General features: G+C 32.4%; 18 protein-coding genes. 9 read left to right on the top strand and 9 right to left on the bottom strand.

Annotation, left to right across the window (positions count from 1 at the left end; translation table 11 throughout):
- Positions 1-964, bottom strand: a 964-nt coding sequence (locus tag HRU49_RS11465) for a glycosyltransferase family 87 protein (protein ID WP_296357269.1), incomplete at its 3' end; no start/stop codon positions are given.
- Between the two features lie 223 nt (positions 965-1,187).
- On the opposite strand from HRU49_RS11465, the gene HRU49_RS11460 reads away from it, so the two are divergent.
- The 6 genes from HRU49_RS11460 (at position 1,188) to HRU49_RS11435 (ending at position 8,211) form a co-directional block, all read left to right on the top strand.
- On the top strand, positions 1,188-2,333 hold the full coding sequence (locus HRU49_RS11460) for a hypothetical protein (protein WP_296357266.1): 1,146 nt from the start codon (positions 1,188-1,190) through the stop codon (positions 2,331-2,333).
- A complete protein-coding gene (locus tag HRU49_RS11455; protein WP_296357264.1) occupies positions 2,326-3,396 on the top strand; it encodes a radical SAM protein in 1,071 nt (356 codons plus the stop codon). The genes HRU49_RS11460 and HRU49_RS11455 overlap by 8 nt, the downstream gene beginning before the upstream one ends.
- Positions 3,397-3,472: 76 nt before the next feature.
- Positions 3,473-4,891, top strand: a complete 1,419-nt coding sequence (locus tag HRU49_RS11450; protein WP_296357261.1) for a radical SAM protein — start codon at positions 3,473-3,475, stop codon at positions 4,889-4,891.
- A gap of 2 nt (positions 4,892-4,893) precedes the next feature.
- Positions 4,894-6,414, top strand: coding sequence for a radical SAM protein (locus HRU49_RS11445; RefSeq protein ID WP_296357259.1), 1,521 nt, complete (start codon positions 4,894-4,896; stop codon positions 6,412-6,414).
- A complete protein-coding gene (locus HRU49_RS11440) occupies positions 6,414-7,073 on the top strand; it encodes a methyltransferase (RefSeq protein WP_296357257.1) in 660 nt (219 codons plus the stop codon). Before HRU49_RS11445 ends, HRU49_RS11440 begins: the two co-directional genes overlap by 1 nt.
- Positions 7,066-8,211, top strand: coding sequence for a hypothetical protein (locus tag HRU49_RS11435; protein WP_296357256.1), 1,146 nt, complete (start codon positions 7,066-7,068; stop codon positions 8,209-8,211). The genes HRU49_RS11440 and HRU49_RS11435 overlap by 8 nt, the downstream gene beginning before the upstream one ends.
- On the opposite strand, the gene HRU49_RS11430 is transcribed toward HRU49_RS11435, so the two are convergent.
- From HRU49_RS11430 to HRU49_RS11395, 8 genes are all read right to left on the bottom strand, one after another.
- Complete coding sequence (locus HRU49_RS11430) at positions 8,208-8,366, bottom strand: DUF5989 family protein (RefSeq protein WP_296357254.1); 159 nt, start codon at positions 8,364-8,366, stop codon at positions 8,208-8,210. The genes HRU49_RS11435 and HRU49_RS11430 overlap by 4 nt on opposite strands.
- Positions 8,367-8,374: 8 nt before the next feature.
- The gene (locus HRU49_RS11425) at positions 8,375-8,785 is read right to left on the bottom strand and encodes a hypothetical protein (protein ID WP_296357252.1); all 411 of its coding nucleotides are present in this window, start codon (positions 8,783-8,785) and stop codon (positions 8,375-8,377) included.
- Positions 8,772-10,520, bottom strand: coding sequence for a carbamoyltransferase N-terminal domain-containing protein (locus tag HRU49_RS11420; protein WP_296357249.1), 1,749 nt, complete (start codon positions 10,518-10,520; stop codon positions 8,772-8,774). The genes HRU49_RS11425 and HRU49_RS11420 overlap by 14 nt, the downstream gene beginning before the upstream one ends.
- A gap of 134 nt (positions 10,521-10,654) precedes the next feature.
- Positions 10,655-11,203, bottom strand: coding sequence for a YceI family protein (locus HRU49_RS11415; protein ID WP_296357247.1), 549 nt, complete (start codon positions 11,201-11,203; stop codon positions 10,655-10,657).
- Between the two features lie 10 nt (positions 11,204-11,213).
- A complete protein-coding gene (locus HRU49_RS11410) occupies positions 11,214-11,573 on the bottom strand; it encodes a cytochrome c (protein WP_296357245.1) in 360 nt (119 codons plus the stop codon).
- An 11-nt stretch (positions 11,574-11,584) separates the two neighbouring features.
- Positions 11,585-12,436, bottom strand: a complete 852-nt coding sequence (locus tag HRU49_RS11405; RefSeq protein ID WP_296357244.1) for a DUF5777 family beta-barrel protein — start codon at positions 12,434-12,436, stop codon at positions 11,585-11,587.
- Between the two features lie 61 nt (positions 12,437-12,497).
- Positions 12,498-12,878 carry a hypothetical protein gene (locus HRU49_RS11400; RefSeq protein WP_296357243.1) on the bottom strand — a complete coding sequence of 127 codons (381 nt, stop codon included), beginning with the start codon at positions 12,876-12,878 and terminating at the stop codon, positions 12,498-12,500.
- A gap of 11 nt (positions 12,879-12,889) precedes the next feature.
- Positions 12,890-13,957, bottom strand: a complete 1,068-nt coding sequence (locus HRU49_RS11395) for a hypothetical protein (RefSeq protein ID WP_296357241.1) — start codon at positions 13,955-13,957, stop codon at positions 12,890-12,892.
- A gap of 105 nt (positions 13,958-14,062) precedes the next feature.
- On the opposite strand from HRU49_RS11395, the gene HRU49_RS11390 reads away from it, so the two are divergent.
- The 3 genes from HRU49_RS11390 to HRU49_RS11380 are packed head-to-tail and all read left to right on the top strand — an operon-like array spanning position 14,063 to position 17,821.
- A complete protein-coding gene (locus HRU49_RS11390; RefSeq protein ID WP_296357239.1) occupies positions 14,063-14,587 on the top strand; it encodes a sigma-70 family RNA polymerase sigma factor in 525 nt (174 codons plus the stop codon).
- Positions 14,588-14,634: 47 nt separating this feature from the next.
- Complete coding sequence (locus HRU49_RS11385; protein WP_296357238.1) at positions 14,635-15,546, top strand: FecR domain-containing protein; 912 nt, start codon at positions 14,635-14,637, stop codon at positions 15,544-15,546.
- Complete coding sequence (locus HRU49_RS11380; RefSeq protein WP_296357236.1) at positions 15,530-17,821, top strand: TonB-dependent receptor plug domain-containing protein; 2,292 nt, start codon at positions 15,530-15,532, stop codon at positions 17,819-17,821. Before HRU49_RS11385 ends, HRU49_RS11380 begins: the two co-directional genes overlap by 17 nt.
- Positions 17,822-17,839 lie beyond the last annotated feature (18 nt).

The following is a 17,839-nucleotide window of genomic DNA, read 5'->3' as shown; positions in this document are numbered from 1 at the left end:
ATATTGCTATTTTTTTTAATCCTGAAACGGATATTGACATCACATAAAATACAGGAATTAACCACAGTATCTGGGCATAGGTAGCGGTTCTGGATTGTATTATAAACAAGGTGACCACCCAAATGGACAATAGTGCAAAGTAGCTAGTCTTTTTTGTAAAACTTAATGAAACAGCTATACCTAAGACTATCGATTTGTAAAGCCACTTAAGAGCAAAATATAGCTGTTCAATATTAAAATATGCCTCAGGAATATAATACATATCTTTCACAAAAAGTGTTTTTAAAAACACATCCATAGACTGAGCATTGTATTGAAAATTCACCGTGCTTTTATTTTTAATCGCATTAGGCATCACCTCAAAAATATAGGTTTCCCATATTGAGGTTCCAGTAATGAATAAGGACATAACTAATAATAGGATGCCTATAGAGATAGCTATCCCAATCCCTTTCCAATTCTTCTTAAACATTAAAGGCAGACCATACAATACAGGAAAAATCTTGAGCAAAGCTGCAAAGGCTAAGAAACTAGCACCAAGACTATGTTTCTGCTTTTCGAAAACATAAAAACTCAACACCACCAAGGCAAATATTAAGAAATAGGTCTGGCCAAATAAAATTTGATTACGCAAAGACACAAAACACAACAGAGGTGCAAGAACTAATAACCATTTAGTGGGTTTACCAAACCTTCTGAGCAATATATATATGGCCAATAGAAACAAAAGGATACTCAAGCCATTAAATAAGACTTTTGAAACGTATGCATTTGAAATTAATGCAAAGGGGTAAAAAAAGGTGCTATTAAAAGGACTATTCAAGTAGAAATCTGCAAGTACATCTTCATAACCTTGAGCCCATATATACTTATTGTAAGCATAGATATCGAACAAAGTTTGCTCAGGTTCTGTACCATAATTTGCAATATGGGCTGGAAAATAACTATTAGAAAAATCGTGCAAAGGAAAAGATAGTGATTTCCAAAAAAAATAAACCATTAACAGAACTAATGGCATAAAACACATAAGGGTCTCTTTATTTTGTTTTAGAAAATCCTTCATCACTTTCGATAAAAGTAATATTAATCACTGATATATATTAAACTCACATAGAAATAACTTAAATTGTAACTTTTGTTATAGAGTGAATACTTAGGTGACAAATCAACAACTAAAAAAATCTGCTTTGCGATTATATCCTGTCGCACTAAATGGTTTTAGAACAATTCTAAACCCATTGCTTGCAATTGGCTTCTCATTTGTAGTTGTAAGATATTTTTCAAAAGAATTATGGGGAAACTTTGTAGAGTACATGCTGTTTTTCTTCATTGCTTCAATAGTGACAAGTTGGGGAAACAAAACCTATTTAATGCGTGCTTTTAGTCAAAACCCTAAAAACATAATAATTGATTGGCAAGAGTTCTTTTTAGCAAGAGTATGGCTTTGTGGAATCTTTGTTATTCCAATACTATTTCTATATCCATCTCATCTGATAGTTTATTTAATTCTGTGGTTATTGAGCTCATTTATTTATAATTCATTTTTAGTCATTATCTACTATAATCGTGATTATATAAAATCAATTAGTATTGAAGTTGTTGGCTTTGTCATATTAGTTGCCCAACTCTATTTTTTAAATGACAGGATAAATTTAGATGTATTAATAAGGAGTTATGCCATTAGCATTGTTATTAAAGTAATGATGTCGATTATATATTACCACAGATTTATACATTTTAAAGAAGTGAAATTCAACTTTAATGTACTCAAGTTGGGATTACCTTTTTTTCTGCTTGCTATCTCAGGGTTTTTGCAATCTAAAATTGATGTTTATGCCTTTAACATTTTCTACGATGGTAAGTTGTTGGGTGAGTACCAGATTATTTCTGGATTCTTTATTTTTTCTCAATCTCTAGTAACGGTCATCCTGTTTCCTTACTTAAAGAATATTTACCGAATGCAGAATAAGACGATTTTAAAGATAAAAAAGACGACTATTACCTATGGTATTTTAATAAATCTTACAATTACAATTTTTATATATTATATACTGCTTCTTTTATTTGATATTAAACTAACTTTAACGCAAGCAATCATAGGATTTTTCGTTGGGCTTCCACCCTATATCTATTCTATGCACGTGTTTTATCTTTTCAAGCAAAAAATGGAACGTAAAGTTGTACAAATTAATATATATTGTTTGAGCCTCAATTTTGTGCTATCACTAGCATTATTGGCTTTAGATTTTGATATAACTGGAGTACTTTTAGCTAATGCAGCAGCCCAAATCTTAGGTATGTATTATTATTTAAACATAAAAATTAATGCTTAAATATTTAAATAAAAAATACCTGCCCGAACATTATATTTTTGCGCCAAGTTGGATTGTCCTTGGTGTTAACAATGTTTGTAATTTACATTGTAAAATGTGCGATGTTGGCACTAAGAATTTAGAAAGCAATTTTGCTCAGAATCTTATTGGTACTCATCCCATTAACATGCCCTTAGATCTCATAAAAAAAATTATTGATCAGACAGCAAAATATTATCCCAAGACTAAAATAGGATATGGATTTACCGAACCTCTTGTATATCCATCCTTAATAGAATCATTAGATTACGCTAACACAAAGCATCTATTTACTTCCATCACTACCAATGCTTTAACATTGAAACAAAAAGCTAAACAATTAGTTGACGTTGGACTAAATGAGTTGTATATTTCTCTAGATGGACCTCAAGATATTCATAACGAAATAAGAGGTCATAAAACATCTTTTCAAAAGGCCTTAGAAGGTATTGAGGAATTATTAAAATACCCGAACCCTCCTAAAATTTCTATTTTTTGTGTCATTACCGAGTGGAACATTGGTTATTTAAATGAGTTTTTAGAGGTTTTTAAAACATATCCGCTAGAACAAATAGGGTTTATGCACACTAACTTTACTCCGCAGCACATTGCGGATAAGCATAACGAAATTTGGGCGCATTCATATCCTGCTACAGCATCTAATATAGATGAAGTTAACATTGATAATTTTGATTTAGAACTACTATGGAATGAAATTGAGACTATTAAAAACAAGAGCTCCAATTACCCAATTACATTCTCACCAGAAATAAGTTCTCTAGACAAATTGAATGCGTTTTATCATAAACCAGAGCAGATTATAGGAAGAATGTGTAATGATATATTTTCTAATATTATGATTAAATCTGATGGCTCAGTGATACCAGCTCATGGTCGATGCTATAATATCGATATAGGAAATATTTACGAAAAGAGCTTAAAAGATATTTGGCATGGTAAAATTATAAAGCAATTTAGGTCAACCGTTTCTAGGAATGGAGGTTTTCTACCCGCTTGCAGTAGATGCTGTAGTGCCTTTAATTAATAATTAAAGTCCTCGTAATATACGACGACTCAAAAAATAATAGTAAGTTTCAATACGTATCTGGAGTTTCTAAGCCATGGAAAACAAAAAAACAATAATTCTATATAACCCAAAGGCGGTATTCTATACAATGCCATTAGCCTTACTGGCCATTGGATCTTATTTAGATTCAAAAAAATATAATATTGTTATTGTTGACGGGCGCTTGGAAAAAGACCCTATGATTAAAATAAAAACACTTCTCCAAAAAAGCCCAATTTGTTTTGCAACCACAGTTTTAACAGGTAACCCTATAAAAGACGCTCTCAAAATTTCTAGAGCAGTTAAAAAAGAGCTACCTGATCTACCTGTTATTTGGGGCGGATGGCATCCCTCATTATTTCCAGAAGACACCTTAAAAGACTCAGCAGTTGATATAGTAGTTAAAGGGCAAGGAGAGGTTACTTTCGCCGAAGTTATTAATCAGCTAGAACATAAAAACTCGTTAAAAGATATAAAAGGAATTTGCTTTAAATCAAATGGAGTCATTCTTGAAAATAAGGAACGAGCCATGGCAAATATTAATACATTTCCGCCTTTAAACTATGATCTAATTGATGTCAATGCCTACATGAATTTAAGTGGTACAAAACAACTAGATTATATTTCATCACAAGGTTGTAGATTTAGATGTTCCTTCTGTGCAGACCCTTTTATGTATAACAGAGGATGGTTTGGATATACACCCGAAAGAATGGTCGATGAGATTTATCATTTATGGAAAAAATATAAATTTAATCATGTCCATTTTCAGGACGAAACATTTTTTACAAACAAGTCTAGAGTCAAAGAATTTGCTTTAGAGCTAATAAATAGAAAACTACCCATTACATGGTTTGGAACCATGAGAGCAGACCAAGGCACAAGATTACCAGAAGACGTATGGGAACTTTGTAAAAAATCGGGCTTAAAAAAAGTTATGATAGGCATAGAGGCTGGGTCACAAGAAATGCTAGACTGGATGCAAAAAGATATTAAAGTCGAACAGATATATGAAGTTGCAGAAAAATGTCTAAGCTACAACATAGCCATTAACTTTAGTGTTATTGTGGGCTTTCCAGATGAACCAAAAGAAAGTATCCTAAAAACCATTGAAATAGTTAAAAACCTCAGAAAAATGAGTAGTGATTTTCACATGGGTATTTTTTATTTTAAACCGTACCCAGGAAATAAAATTGCGGATGAGCTAAAGGAGAAAGGCTATGAGTTTTACAACACCCTAGAAGCTTGGAGTAATTTTGATTACGTAGATAGTAAGAAAAGTGAATGGATGGATGATAATATGATCTCTTTAGTAGAAAATTTTAAGTTTTATCAAAAAATCGCTTATCGAAAATCATCGGCTTTATTATTCTTTCTTCAAAAAATTGCATATTGGAGAATTGAAAACAGCTTTTATGTTTTTCCATTTGAAAGGAAATTGAAGCAATTTTTTATGCCTCAAAAATTATCTTAAATATGGCCCATAAAATTATCATATTTAATCCTCGCAGTGCTGATGCCAAACATAGAATTCCAAATTCTATTTTACAAGTTGGTGCTTCTATTTATGGGCATTATGATTTTACTTTTGTTGATGGCAATTTAGAAAAAGACCCTTGGGGAAAAATTCAGACTTACTTTAAAACAGGAGAATACAAATATTTCTGTAGTACAGTAATGCCTGGACCTCAATTAAAGCAAGCCATTCCGTTCACCAAAAAAATAAAAGAGCAGTTTCCAGAAACAGTAACCATTTGGGGTGGTTATTTTGCCTCCAACCAATATAAGGTCTCTATTGAAGCTCCGTATGTAGACTATATTGTTAACGGTCCTGGCGATGTGACATTTCCTGAACTTCTAAAAACCTTAGAATCTGGTCAGCTAAATGACTTACCCAACATTATGAACCTCATCTATAAAGATGAGAATGGTACTGTAGTGCGCACTAAAAAAGAAAAGCTACTCAATCAGGATAGTTTACCTCAATTACCCTACGCATATCTTAACTCCTTTTACAAGCTCGAGAATTATTTAAGCCGTACTTTTTTAGGTAGTAAGACCTTCTCCTACCATTCTAGCTTAGGTTGTCCATTTACCTGCTCGTTCTGTGCTGTAGTACCTATTTATGAAGGCCGATGGAAAGCCAAATCAGCACAAACCGTATATAATGATGTCAAATACTTTAAAGACAATTACGATATTGATGCTATCGAATTTCATGACAATAACTTCTTTACATCAAGAAAGCGTGTTATAGAATTTTCAGAATTGATTAAAGATGATGGTATTACTTGGTGGGGCGAAGGTCGTATCGACACTATTAATAAATACTCAGATGACGATTTAAAACTTATGAAAGATGCTGGTTGCAAGATGATCTTCCTAGGTGCTGAAACGGGTAATGATGATATTCTAAAACAAATAAATAAAGGCGGTACACAAACGGGACAAGGTATTAAAGACTTCGCAGCACGTTTATATCCTATAGGTATTATCCCAGAATTCTCATTTGTTCTTGGTATGCCGGCCGATACTCCAGAACAAGTGATGGCACAAATTGACTGGGACATTAATTTTATAAAGGAAATTAAGGAGATTAATCCAGACGCAGAGATTATCATTTATCTGTATAGTCCTGTGGCCACAGAAGGTTCAGAATTATACGAGCAAATACAACAGGCAGGTTTTAGTTTTCCTAAAAAATTAGATGATTGGTTAGACCCAGCATGGGAGAATTTTGATTTGCGTAAAAACCCTTTAACACCTTGGTTAACCCCAAAAATGGTAGATCGAATTATGAACTTTGAAACGGTTTTAAACGGTTATTACCCAACAGCATCTGACTTTCGAATTAAAGGCTTTAAGAAAACAGTGTTGCGCTCTATTTCTAAGTTCCGCTATAAGACTGGCATTTATAAATTCCCTTATGAAATTAAAGCACTTCATAAATTATGGAAATATAGACAACCTGAAATTCAAGGATTCTACTCGGAGTAATGAGGGCTATTCTAAAAAAAATAACACATCCATTCTTAAAGTATACGAGTCAAAAGTACTTTAGTAAACCTCGTATCTATGGATTTGAGGGAATTAAAGTTAAGGTAATGCCAGAGGTATTTCCTCCACATTGTACATTGAGCACTAAAATACTCTTAGAGTATTTAAAACCCTTAGACTTAAACGAAAAAACACTATTAGAATTAGGTTCTGGATCAGGAATTATTGCACTATATGCAGCATCAAAAGGTGCAAAAGTTACAGCTTCAGATATTAATACTATTGCACTTACAGCTCTGAAAGAAAATAGCAGTCAAAATGGCTTGGACATTGAAATCGTAGAGTCAGATTTATTTCAAAACATAAAACAGCAGCGTTTTGATTATATAATTATCAACCCACCCTACTATGCAAAGCAACCTAAAAACATAAAAGAACAGGCTTGGTTTTGTGGTGAAAATTTTGAGTATTTTCAAAAGCTTTTTGAAGAACTTACAACTAGAACCGACCACACTATTTTAATGATTTTATCCCAAGATTGCGATATTATGCACATAAAGCATATTGCAAAACAGTGGTCCTTGCATTTAACAATAGAGCAAGAACAAACGAAGCTCTTAGAACAAAATTATATTTTTAGAATTTCCAAAGATGACTAAAGCGTTAAAACATAGTTGGGTTCTATTTAGAAATGTGCTTATTGTATTTTTTATATTGGAAATAGTTTTTGCAATTATTTACAACTATAAGGACAATAAAGTCTATGACGATACCATAGACTTAAAAATCGAAGCCAAGATTCATGATGGAATGTCAGATGATGAAATTCGTGATATGTATCATGAGTTTGTTGATTTGGAAATGCAATGGAAACCTTATATTCATTATGCCCACAAGGCTTATCAAGGTAAATACAACACTATTGATGCTAATGGAAGACGAAAAACGAGTCAATTTGTTAATAGAACAGCTAGAGATACTATAAATATATCTTGTTTTGGTGGCTCAACCATGTATGGTTTTGGATCTGCAGATAGCACTACTATACCATCCTTGCTGTCAAAAGAATTATCCAGACGCTACTCAGAATTGAACTTTAAAGTTGTTAATTATGGTATTTATGGTTTAAATAGGCGGCAAGAGGATATTATTTTAGACAATGAAATTATTAAGGGCAGCATTCCAGACATTGTAATATTTCTCGATGGAGTTAATGAAGTTTTGAGTGCTCATCAAAATGGAGATACTGGTATCCCAACGAACTCTTTTAATAGAAATTTAGAGTTTAATAGTGCCAAAACCTACAAAAAGAAGTTTCTATTATTTCTCCGTTCTAGTTATACTAACCGGTTTATTAAATATGTAAAAAAGAAGTTACGATCTCCATCGACTACTATTAATACAGATAGTCTCTCATTAAAAATTGCTGAAAACTATCGTTTTTTTGCTATGTCTTCTAAATATTACGAAGACACTCATAATATTAGAGTATTTAACTTTATACAACCTACCATGTTTAGTAAAGAATCACTTTCTAGTTATGAAAAAAAATTAGATCCCAAGCAATTGAATTTAAGGGCTATTTATAAAAACACCTATGTCTATTTAAAGAAGGATTCTATTTTAAATAATTTAGCCTCATACAGCGATATCTCTACCGTATTTGATAATACCAAAACCAGTGTTTTTACAGACTTTTGCCATACCACAGAAAAAGGAAATGAAATCATTGCAAAGCAAATTTCAACCGACATTGAAGGCGCCATCATTTCTATAATGAAAGACCCAATAGATTAAAACAACGAATAAATAAAAGGTCCTATTACAGAGTTTTCACTAAAAAGTATAAGTGAAGTTAAAATCACTAGAACAACAACTATTGGGAGTAGCCAAAACTTCTTTTGAGAGATGATGAATTTTATTAAGGCTTTAAAAGTTTTTAATTTACTCATGCTCTAATTTAGCTTAAACTGTCATAATCAATACTCGTCTTTCTATCCGTCCATAAAGGTTTGTAACGCTCTTTTTTATTAAAGAGATTTAAAATTAACACTATTGGTGTAAAAACAAAATAATATATGATGCTCAATACCAAAAAGTTAGTTAGTTTTCCTAATAGTTCACCAAAAAGTAACCACAACAATAATAATGGATAAAATCCCTTTTTAAAAATAACCGTTAAAAGAAAACAACTAAGCGCAGCGATTACCATAAAATATCTTGCAGTATCGAGTTGCCATCCATTCTTATAAACAGAGACACAAAAAAACACTATAAATAACGAGCCTAACAAATACCCAAATTGCTTTTGCTTTTTTGGTGATTTACTGTTCGTATTTACTTTTTTAAAAATAGTATTAATCCAGCTCATAATAATTTGGTGTTAGTAATGTCAATGAAGGATTTGGATTATCGGTTTTGGTGACAACGAAATCTTCTAAAACCAATATATCAATATCGGTTTGAAAAAAGCACTTTAATGCATCTAAAGGAGAGGCAACTATAGGTTCTCCTCTTACATTAAACGATGTATTAATAAGCACCGGACAATTGGTTATCGTCTTAAAGGCTGTGATAACATTATACAAAGCTTCATTATCAGCTTTTGATAGTGTTTGTACTCTAGCCGTACCATCCTCATGTATGCAAGATGGTATGTCTTCTTTTCTAGAACTACTATACGTGTAGGTCATATACTTACTCATAGTACACTCTTCAAACCATTGGTCACTGAAGTCTTCCAAAACAATAGGAGCAAATGGTCTAAATCCCTCGCGCTTTTTAATTCTCAGATTTAGATATTGTTTCATATCCTCAAAAAGCGGACTGGCCAATATGCTTCGATTACCTAAGGCTCTAGGACCAAATTCCATTTTACCTCTAAACCAACCTATAATCATTTTATGACTAAGTGCATTAGCGATATAACTAGATCGCTCTTTATCACTCAGAATATTATATTTCAAATTAAAGGTATCCAGTTGTGTTCTAATAACATCATGAGAATACGATGGCCCTAAATAGGTTTGTATATTTAAAGTCGTATCTAAAATAATCCTAGATTGCTTTGAATAATGATAATATCCTAGATAGGCTGCACCAATGGCGCAACCAGCATCACCAGCTGAAGGTTGAACCCAAAAATTCTTAAATATGCCTTGTTTTATCAACTCACCATTGGCTTTACAGTTTAAGGCTACACCACCAGAAAGACAAAGATTATCTAAGCCTGTAACTTGTTTAGCATAGTTTGCAAGGCATATAATGATATCTTCAATAACTGCTTGAATAGAATTCGCCACATCAAAATAAAAGGCATCCATTTTAGCTTCAGGTTGGCGAGTGTCTTTTCCAAAGAGCTTACAAAAGTTAGAGTTTATAGTAGATATACCGCGCTCAAAAGCAAAATAGTTCATATTTACCTCTATAACGCCCTCATTAGAATAAGATACAATATGGTCTAATATCAGTTGTTTGTAGACGGGTTTTCCGTAAGGAGCTAATCCCATTAATTTATATTCACCAGAATTTACTTTAAACCCACAATACTGAGTAAATGCAGAATATAATAATCCTATGGAGTGCGGATAGTGTTGTTCTTTTAATAGTGTAACCGTATTACCTCTTCCTATAGCTATAGACGTACATGTTTTTTCGCCAACACCATCTATAGTTAAAATAGCACTCTCCTCAAAAGGTGATGTAAAGAAACTAGCAGCAGCATGGGCTTCATGGTGTTCAGAAAAGATAACTTTATCTTTATAGGCCAACTTACTTTTTATAAGGCTCGGTATCCAAAGTTTGGTTTTGGTCCATTCTAATATTGAATTTCTAAAAAATGAAAATGCAAACGGAGCTTCATACTGTAAAGTATTTATAATACGGTCAAACTTTATAAAAGGTTTTTCATAAAAAACAATAAGATCAATATCATCAATGACTAAGTCATTTTGCTTCAGACAAAACTTAATAGCATTAATAGGAAAAGATTTGTCGTGTTTAATTCTGGTGAAGCGCTCTTCTTGGGCTGCAGATTTTAGCTTACCATCAATGAGTAAACAAGCTGAAGAATCATGATATAAAGCTGCAATTCCTATAATGTTCATTCAAATAAGTGCGTCTATTTTCACCTCAAAACAAATATATGTAATAATGACTCTTTATGTTTTGTTTTTCTATTTTGGAATTTTTTCTTCAATTTAAAACATCATCAGTTCTAAAATTAGCTTGTAGCAATAAATTACTTCTTCACTAGTTCAAAATTAAAATCTACCTCAACTTCATTAGATAGTTTATTTGCAACAATCTTAGGAATCTTAATTTCAAAATCTGACACCATTATTTTGAAGCTTCCTGATAAAATAATTTTACCATCAACAAGTTTTGTTGTTAATAATATGTCTTCTAAATCTTTTGTTACTCCATGAAAAGTTAATGATCCATTTACAGAGGCTAAAATCTGTGAAGTGCCCAGACCGTCAAAATTGAAGTTATTTATATTTCCTCTAAAGGTAGCTTTTGGGTACTTGTCGGATTCGGCATAGTTTTCGTTAAAGTGTTCTTCCATTAAGGCGTTTTTAAAGCGAAATGCTTTAACTAAAGCTAAGGCTGCAAATTCACCATTTTCAGTATTTAATATGGCAGTAACGGCATTATTTTTTGCTGCAACTTCTTCAAAAGAAGGTACTGAGGCTTCAAAATCGATAGAACCGGTTTTAGTAAGATATTTACTTTGTCCTAATACACTTAAATTTAGGAAAAGTAGTGCTATAAATGATAATTTTTTCATATTAATATATTTAGTTTTCCATTAAACCTTCTTCTACCCATTGAATAACAAGGTCAATTAAACTTTGTGGTAATCTTGGCCCTCCAGCAGGCATAACAGAACCATCAGTAGCAGAGATACGACCGATTAAGTTTCTGTTTTCAACGGCCTCAACAACATTACTAAAAGTTGTTAATGACATAGGTGCTCCATTTACTGGTGGGTTGTTGTGGCAAACAATACAATTATTATCTATAATTGGTTTAATATTTGTTTCGTAAGTCACAAAATTATCTATAATCACCTGTTCTGTTAAATCGTCTTCACTATTGTAAGAACAACCAGAAAATAATGCTATAATTAGTATAAGTATTAAAGATTTTGATCGCATAGTAATAATTTTTAAAACACTCGACTTAAGTTAAACCCAAAGTAGATGTCACCATCTCCCCAATCTCCAGTTGCTTGACCTAAAAAGCCATTTGTGTTCATGGCTTGAGCATTTGTAAAATGCATTTGAAATACATGGCCTCCGGTTTCTAAATCAAAACCAATAGATAAAGGGTTTTTAAATGGAGAATTATCTGCTCGATTAAGATGCCAGCCATAATCAACATTGATAGACCAGCGCTTACTTAATTTGTGTCTTCCACCTAAGCCAATAGCATATTGAGAGTTGTGTTGATTATCAAAAAACACAAAATTATCATGAAAGAATGTAGGTGCAATTTCTAATGAAAAATTTGAATTTACTTTTCTAGATATTAATAATTGAAATGTATAGCTAAGCCGGTCCGAAAACTCTAGTTTAGGGAGGTTGCCTTCTTCTAATGAACTATTTATCATTACAGAATTATAACCTACAATAGTGAAGGGAAATCCACTTTCTTTCTGTCTTACTAATCTATATTTGGCCGAAGCTTCATATATTTTTTGAAATGAACTTCTAGACACCCCAACGTTAAAACTGTCACTAATTCCATAAACAAAATTAATTAGGGTGACTGCATCATCCAGCCCAAAAAAGCTATCAAACCCATTTTCTATGCTTCCAAATCTGTGTGCTATAATAAGTGTGAGTTCTTTTTTTGCGACGAGTTTGGTTGATTCAAAATTTACGACCTTAAGACCTTTAAATGCTGCGGTGGCATAATTATTTCCGAGATCATTAGTATCTATTTCGTCTAATAGGTCATCTTGAGCAATCACAGAGATGCTTATTAAAAATAACAGTAATGTTAAGTAATGTTTCATTTGTCTATTTAATTGATTTAATCAATAGGTGTCTTAGTTTGTTATCTAGATCTTTTAAGATTTAATTTATTATGGTGCATTGGTCTAGCTTCACTTGTTCTAATAGATCATCGTAACCAATAACACGGCCTTTTATTTTAATAGCAGAATTTTTGCTTTTGCTGGTTGGTAATGCCACTCTAAATTGACAAAATACACTATCATCAATAGTAAGCTCATTGCTTGAAATTTCTGTTACCCTTCCTGAAACTTCAATTGTTTTATTCAAATATTTTTGTTCAGCTGTAGTTGCATTTTCAGAAAACTGAAGTGCTATTTTCGAGGAAGGCATTGAAAATTCAGCAGCTTCACTTTCAATATCTCTATGATCTTGATAAATGTAATTGTAACCTATTACTGCAGCAATTATCAAAAGTCCAAATATTACAATCCCTTTACGCATTTTCAATGTTTTTAATTACAGCTATTTCTGTATTGTAGGCGATCATCGTTTCCTACAATCAGATTGATTTCTGTAGCATTACTGCAAGTCTTGACTTCTTGTAAAATCCAATTATTATTGCACAGTGGTAGTGCTGGGACATCTATTATTATTTCTAAATTATTGGCAGATCCTGAGGCAGTCCATGTTCCCAAAACTGTTGTAGTATTCCAAAATACAGACATGCTACCATCAGTGAAAAAATTAAAATTGTAGCCTTCATAATTATAATCATAATCTGTGGAATTTCGCTTTAATCGATTAACATTCCAATCGGAACAGCTTGTTAAAAGATCCTCTACAGCGGCCGTTGTGCACTGGTTACAATCATCATCGCTATAATCGTAATCGTCATCTTCATCACAGATATTAATCGCTGCAGTTATTGTTGATTCGAGCATCGGAAAATTTGATATGCTTGATTGGGACCCGTCTGATAAGGTTACTATGAGTGGGAAATCCATGGTTACTATGGTAGTCTCATCAATAGCTCGAACAAATGAAAATAGTTGTGCATCATTTACCAGTGTTGTTGTATTTAGAAGTTCATTATTTGGGTTAAATGTTGAGGCTGACAACGGATAATTAAAATCGACACACTCAATGTCATTATCTTCCTCATTTTCACCATTACAATTGCTAGAAAAACTATTGAGTTCTTCTAGACTGCTAACAGTTGTTACCGAAAAATCTTCGAAGATAATATCAATCGGGAAGGTTATGTTTAAGGTGTCAATGTCAGCATCTGAAGCATCAAAAACACATTCAATCACAGCATAATCTTCTTTCGAATTTATAATGATAGTTTCACCATTAGCACTTACTGAATAAGGGAAAGCAATATCAAAACAATTTGCTCTGTCCACAATATTATCAATAGATCCATCATTAGCTGTAGTTCGTTCTATGAGATCAGAAACAATTGAATTAGATTCTAATATTTCATCTTCAGGAGTTTGAATTAATACTGTCTCTTCCTTTCTACACGAACAAAAGATCAATAAAAATACAAATAGAAATGTTAGTGTTTTTAAATTCATAACGGCTTATTTATCATGCCATTTAATATACAACAACTAACTTTTAAAAACTACTGAACTATTTTAAAAAAATTATTTCAATACCTTTATACAAACTAATTAATCTTGCCTAAAGACTTATCCGATAATATTTGCAAAGAGGCAGCATTTGAGCGTGTTTATAATAAGTACTCAAATGATGTTCATGATTTTTTGTATTACAAGTACGGAGCGCAATATAATCCAAGAGATAAGGTACAAGATGCATTTATTAAGTTGTGGGATAATTGTAAACAGGTAACCTTTGCAAAGGCAAAATCATTTTTATTTACCGTTGCAAATAATATGATGCTGAACGAAATTAAGCATCAAAAAGTGGTTTTAAAACATCAAAAACTAAAACCAAAGCATTATACAAATGAAACTCCTGAGTTTGTATTAGAACAAGAGCAATATTTAGAAAAGTACAATACAGTTTTATCAAAATTAAAAGAAGAGCAGCGTGTTGCATTTTTGTTAAGTAAAGTAGAAGGTAAGAAGCACAGTGAAATTGCAGACATGTTAGGAGTAACTCAAAAGGTGGTAGAGTATAGAATTTATACTGCTTTTAATATCCTAAAAACAGAGCTTGAAAATTTTAAAATAAAATAATCAGGAGAATTTAGTTTTAGGTTGTTATATAATTAATGAGATAATTTATGGCTGAGGACGATTTATTAAAAAAATGGTTAAATAATGAACTTTCAGATGCCGAAATGGTGGCATTTAGTAAGCGCGAAGATTATGCCATTAATAAAAATATTATTGAAAAAGCCCTACACTTTAAAGCATCTGAGTTTTCCAAGGTTAAAGATTTTGAAAGCTTTAAGCAGACCTATCAAAATAGATCACAAGTACGTTCTATACAGTGGTTTAAACCGCTTCTGAGAATTGCCAGTGTTGTGGTTATTGCTTTAGCTGTATACTTCACTTGGTTTATGAATGATGGTTTGATAGAAAAGCAAACATTGTACGCAGAGACAAAAACAATTGAGCTTCCAGATTTGTCTTCTGTAACTTTAAATGCTGACTCTAAGATTTTTTATAATGAAGAAAGTTGGCAGGACGCACGAAAATTAAATTTAGTAGGTGAGGCTTACTTCAAGGTTGCAAAAGGTACGACCTTCGATGTGATAACTGATAATGGCACGGTAACCGTTGTTGGAACAGAATTCAATGTTAAAAGTCGAGATAAATATTTTGAGGTGATTTGTTATGAAGGAATTGTTAGAGTAGTTTCGGATACCATAACGCGTCAATTAAAGGCTGGCAATACCTATCGTATTTTAAATAATTCGTTTTCTGAAGCTAAATCTACAGATATAGCGCCTCAATGGTTAGACCAAAGAAGTCGATTTAAAGCCGTTCCATTAGGCGAGGTTATTTCTGAATTAGAACGTCAATACAATGTTAAGGTGAGTGTTAAGACTACCGATTCAGAACGACTATTTACTGGTGGATTTTCGCACGATAATTTAGAAAATGCCCTTTCTGCTATTACGCAACCAATGAATTTAAAATTTGAGATTAGTTCATCCAACCAAGTACTAATTCATGGCAATAAAGATTAGACGGTACATTATATTACTGTTTTTAAGCTTCATTTTCAATTTTTTTGTTTATTCTCAAACCACTGAGGATAAGCAGTCCCTGTCGGCTGTATTTAGCATTTTGGAAGAGCGATTTAAGGTACAATTTAATTATGCGGAAGATTTAGTGTCTGAGATTAAGATCATTTCTCCCGATGATGCATTATCCCTTGAGGGTACATTAGTTTATTTAGAATCAGTTACTAATTTCTCATTTCAAATTATAGCAGATAATACCATTTTGGTTCTGGCTAATCCAACACCATTTACCTTACAAGAGCTTTCTGAAGTTATGGTTTCGGGTTATATCGTAAAAGGTATTAATAAACTTAGTAATGGTTCCTTTGAAATAGATATTTCAGATTTTGATATTTTACCAGGTTTAGTAGATACCGACGTACTTCAAGCTGTGCAAGCATTTCCAGGAATACAAAGTATTAATGAAACGGTGTCTAATATTAATATTAGAGGAGGTTCGCATGATCAGAATTTAATTTTATGGGACGATATTAAAATGTACCAATCAGGACATTTCTTTGGGCTTATATCGATGTTTAACCCTCAAATAACCCAACGTGTTTCCTTAACAAAAAATGGATCTGGTACAGAATTTACAGATGGTGTTTCAGGAATAATTTCCATGCAATCCGATAGGGAAGTTACCAAGGCATTTAAAGGAAATATTGGTGTAAATTTTATCGATGCTAATGGTTTTGTAGATGTTCCGTTAGGTGATTCCTCACTACAAATTGCGGCTCGAAAATCTATAAGTGACTTTACTGAAACACCAACCTACAATAACTTTTTTGAACGTATCTCCCAAGATACAGAAGTCGAAAATAATGCTACGAGTATTATTAATTCTGATAAAGCCTTTGATTTTTATGATATGTCCTTGCGTTGGATTTATAGAATAAACGATAAGGAAGAATTGCGCGTTAATTTCATCAATGTAACCAACGAATTGGTGTTTAATGAAAATGCTACAATTGATAGTGTTGAAGATTCAAGAGAGAGTAGTCTTAGCCAAAATAGTATTGCTGGATCTGTAGCCTACAGTCGAATTTGGAATGATAAATGGCTAACAACGTTCGAAGGCTATGAAACAGACTACAAGTTAAAATCTATAAATGCAAATCTCTTAGATTCTCAGCGATTCTTGCAAGAGAATAAAGTATCGGAAACAAGTTTAAAGCTAAAAGTAGACTATAAGATTAATGAGCACTTTAACTTACTTTCAGGATATCATTTTGTTGAAACTGAAATAACGAATCTGGATGATGTAGATGTACCACGCTTTAAATTGCTAATTTCTGAAGTAGTTAGAACGCATGGTATTTTTTCGCAATTGTATTATAAATCAAAAGATAAGAACACCAATATCACTTCTGGTTTAAGGTATAACTATATCGAGAAGTTTGGCAAGCGTTTGTTAGAACCACGATTTAGTCTATCTCATAAATTTCTAGATCATTTTTCTGTTGAGGTTTTGGGCGAATTTAAACATCAAAATGCATCACAGATTATTAATTTTCAGAACGATTTTTTGGGAATAGAAAAACGAAGATGGCAACTCTCTAATGATAGAGATATCCCAGTAATAAAGAGCAGACAAGTGTCTTTGGGAGTGTCTTATGATAAGAGTGGATGGTTGTTTAGCGCTGAAACGTACTTTAAAAAAGTGCAGGGTATTACCACACAAAGCCAAGGTTTTCAAAATCAATATGAGTTTGTAAGAACTAGCGGTTCAAATGAGGTTAAGGGAATTGATGTTTTAATTAGAAAACGTCTTGATAGATTTAATTCTTGGTTAAGCTATTCGTTTATGGATAGTGAATACGAGTTTAAGGACCTTGCAGAAAATACATTTCCGAGTAATTTCAATATCAGACATGCAGTTACCTTAGGTACAAATTATTCATCGAATCGATTAAAATTATCGGCTGGATTAAATTGGAACTCCGGACGACCAACAACACAACCGGTTATCAATAATGCTATATTGAATGGTGAGATTAATTATGAAAGCACAAATACCTCCGAACTAAAGAGCTATTTAAGAGTCGACCTTTCTGCCTTATATGATTTAAAACTAAGTGCTAAAACTAAAGCTAATTTAGGGTTGTCCATATGGAATGTTCTCGATCGAGAAAATATAATCAATAGTTTTTACCGCATTAGTAACGATGAAGTTACAGAAATCCAACAACGATCTTTAGGCATAACTCCTAATGTCGTTTTTAGGGTTAACTTCTAGGTTCCTTAGAAGAAAATT

Source organism: Winogradskyella sp., assembly GCF_013213975.1.
Taxonomy (GTDB): Bacteria; Bacteroidota; Bacteroidia; order Flavobacteriales; family Flavobacteriaceae; genus Winogradskyella.
Note: the sequence above shows the minus strand (reverse complement) of the source record. Positions and strands in the feature narration are given on the sequence as shown.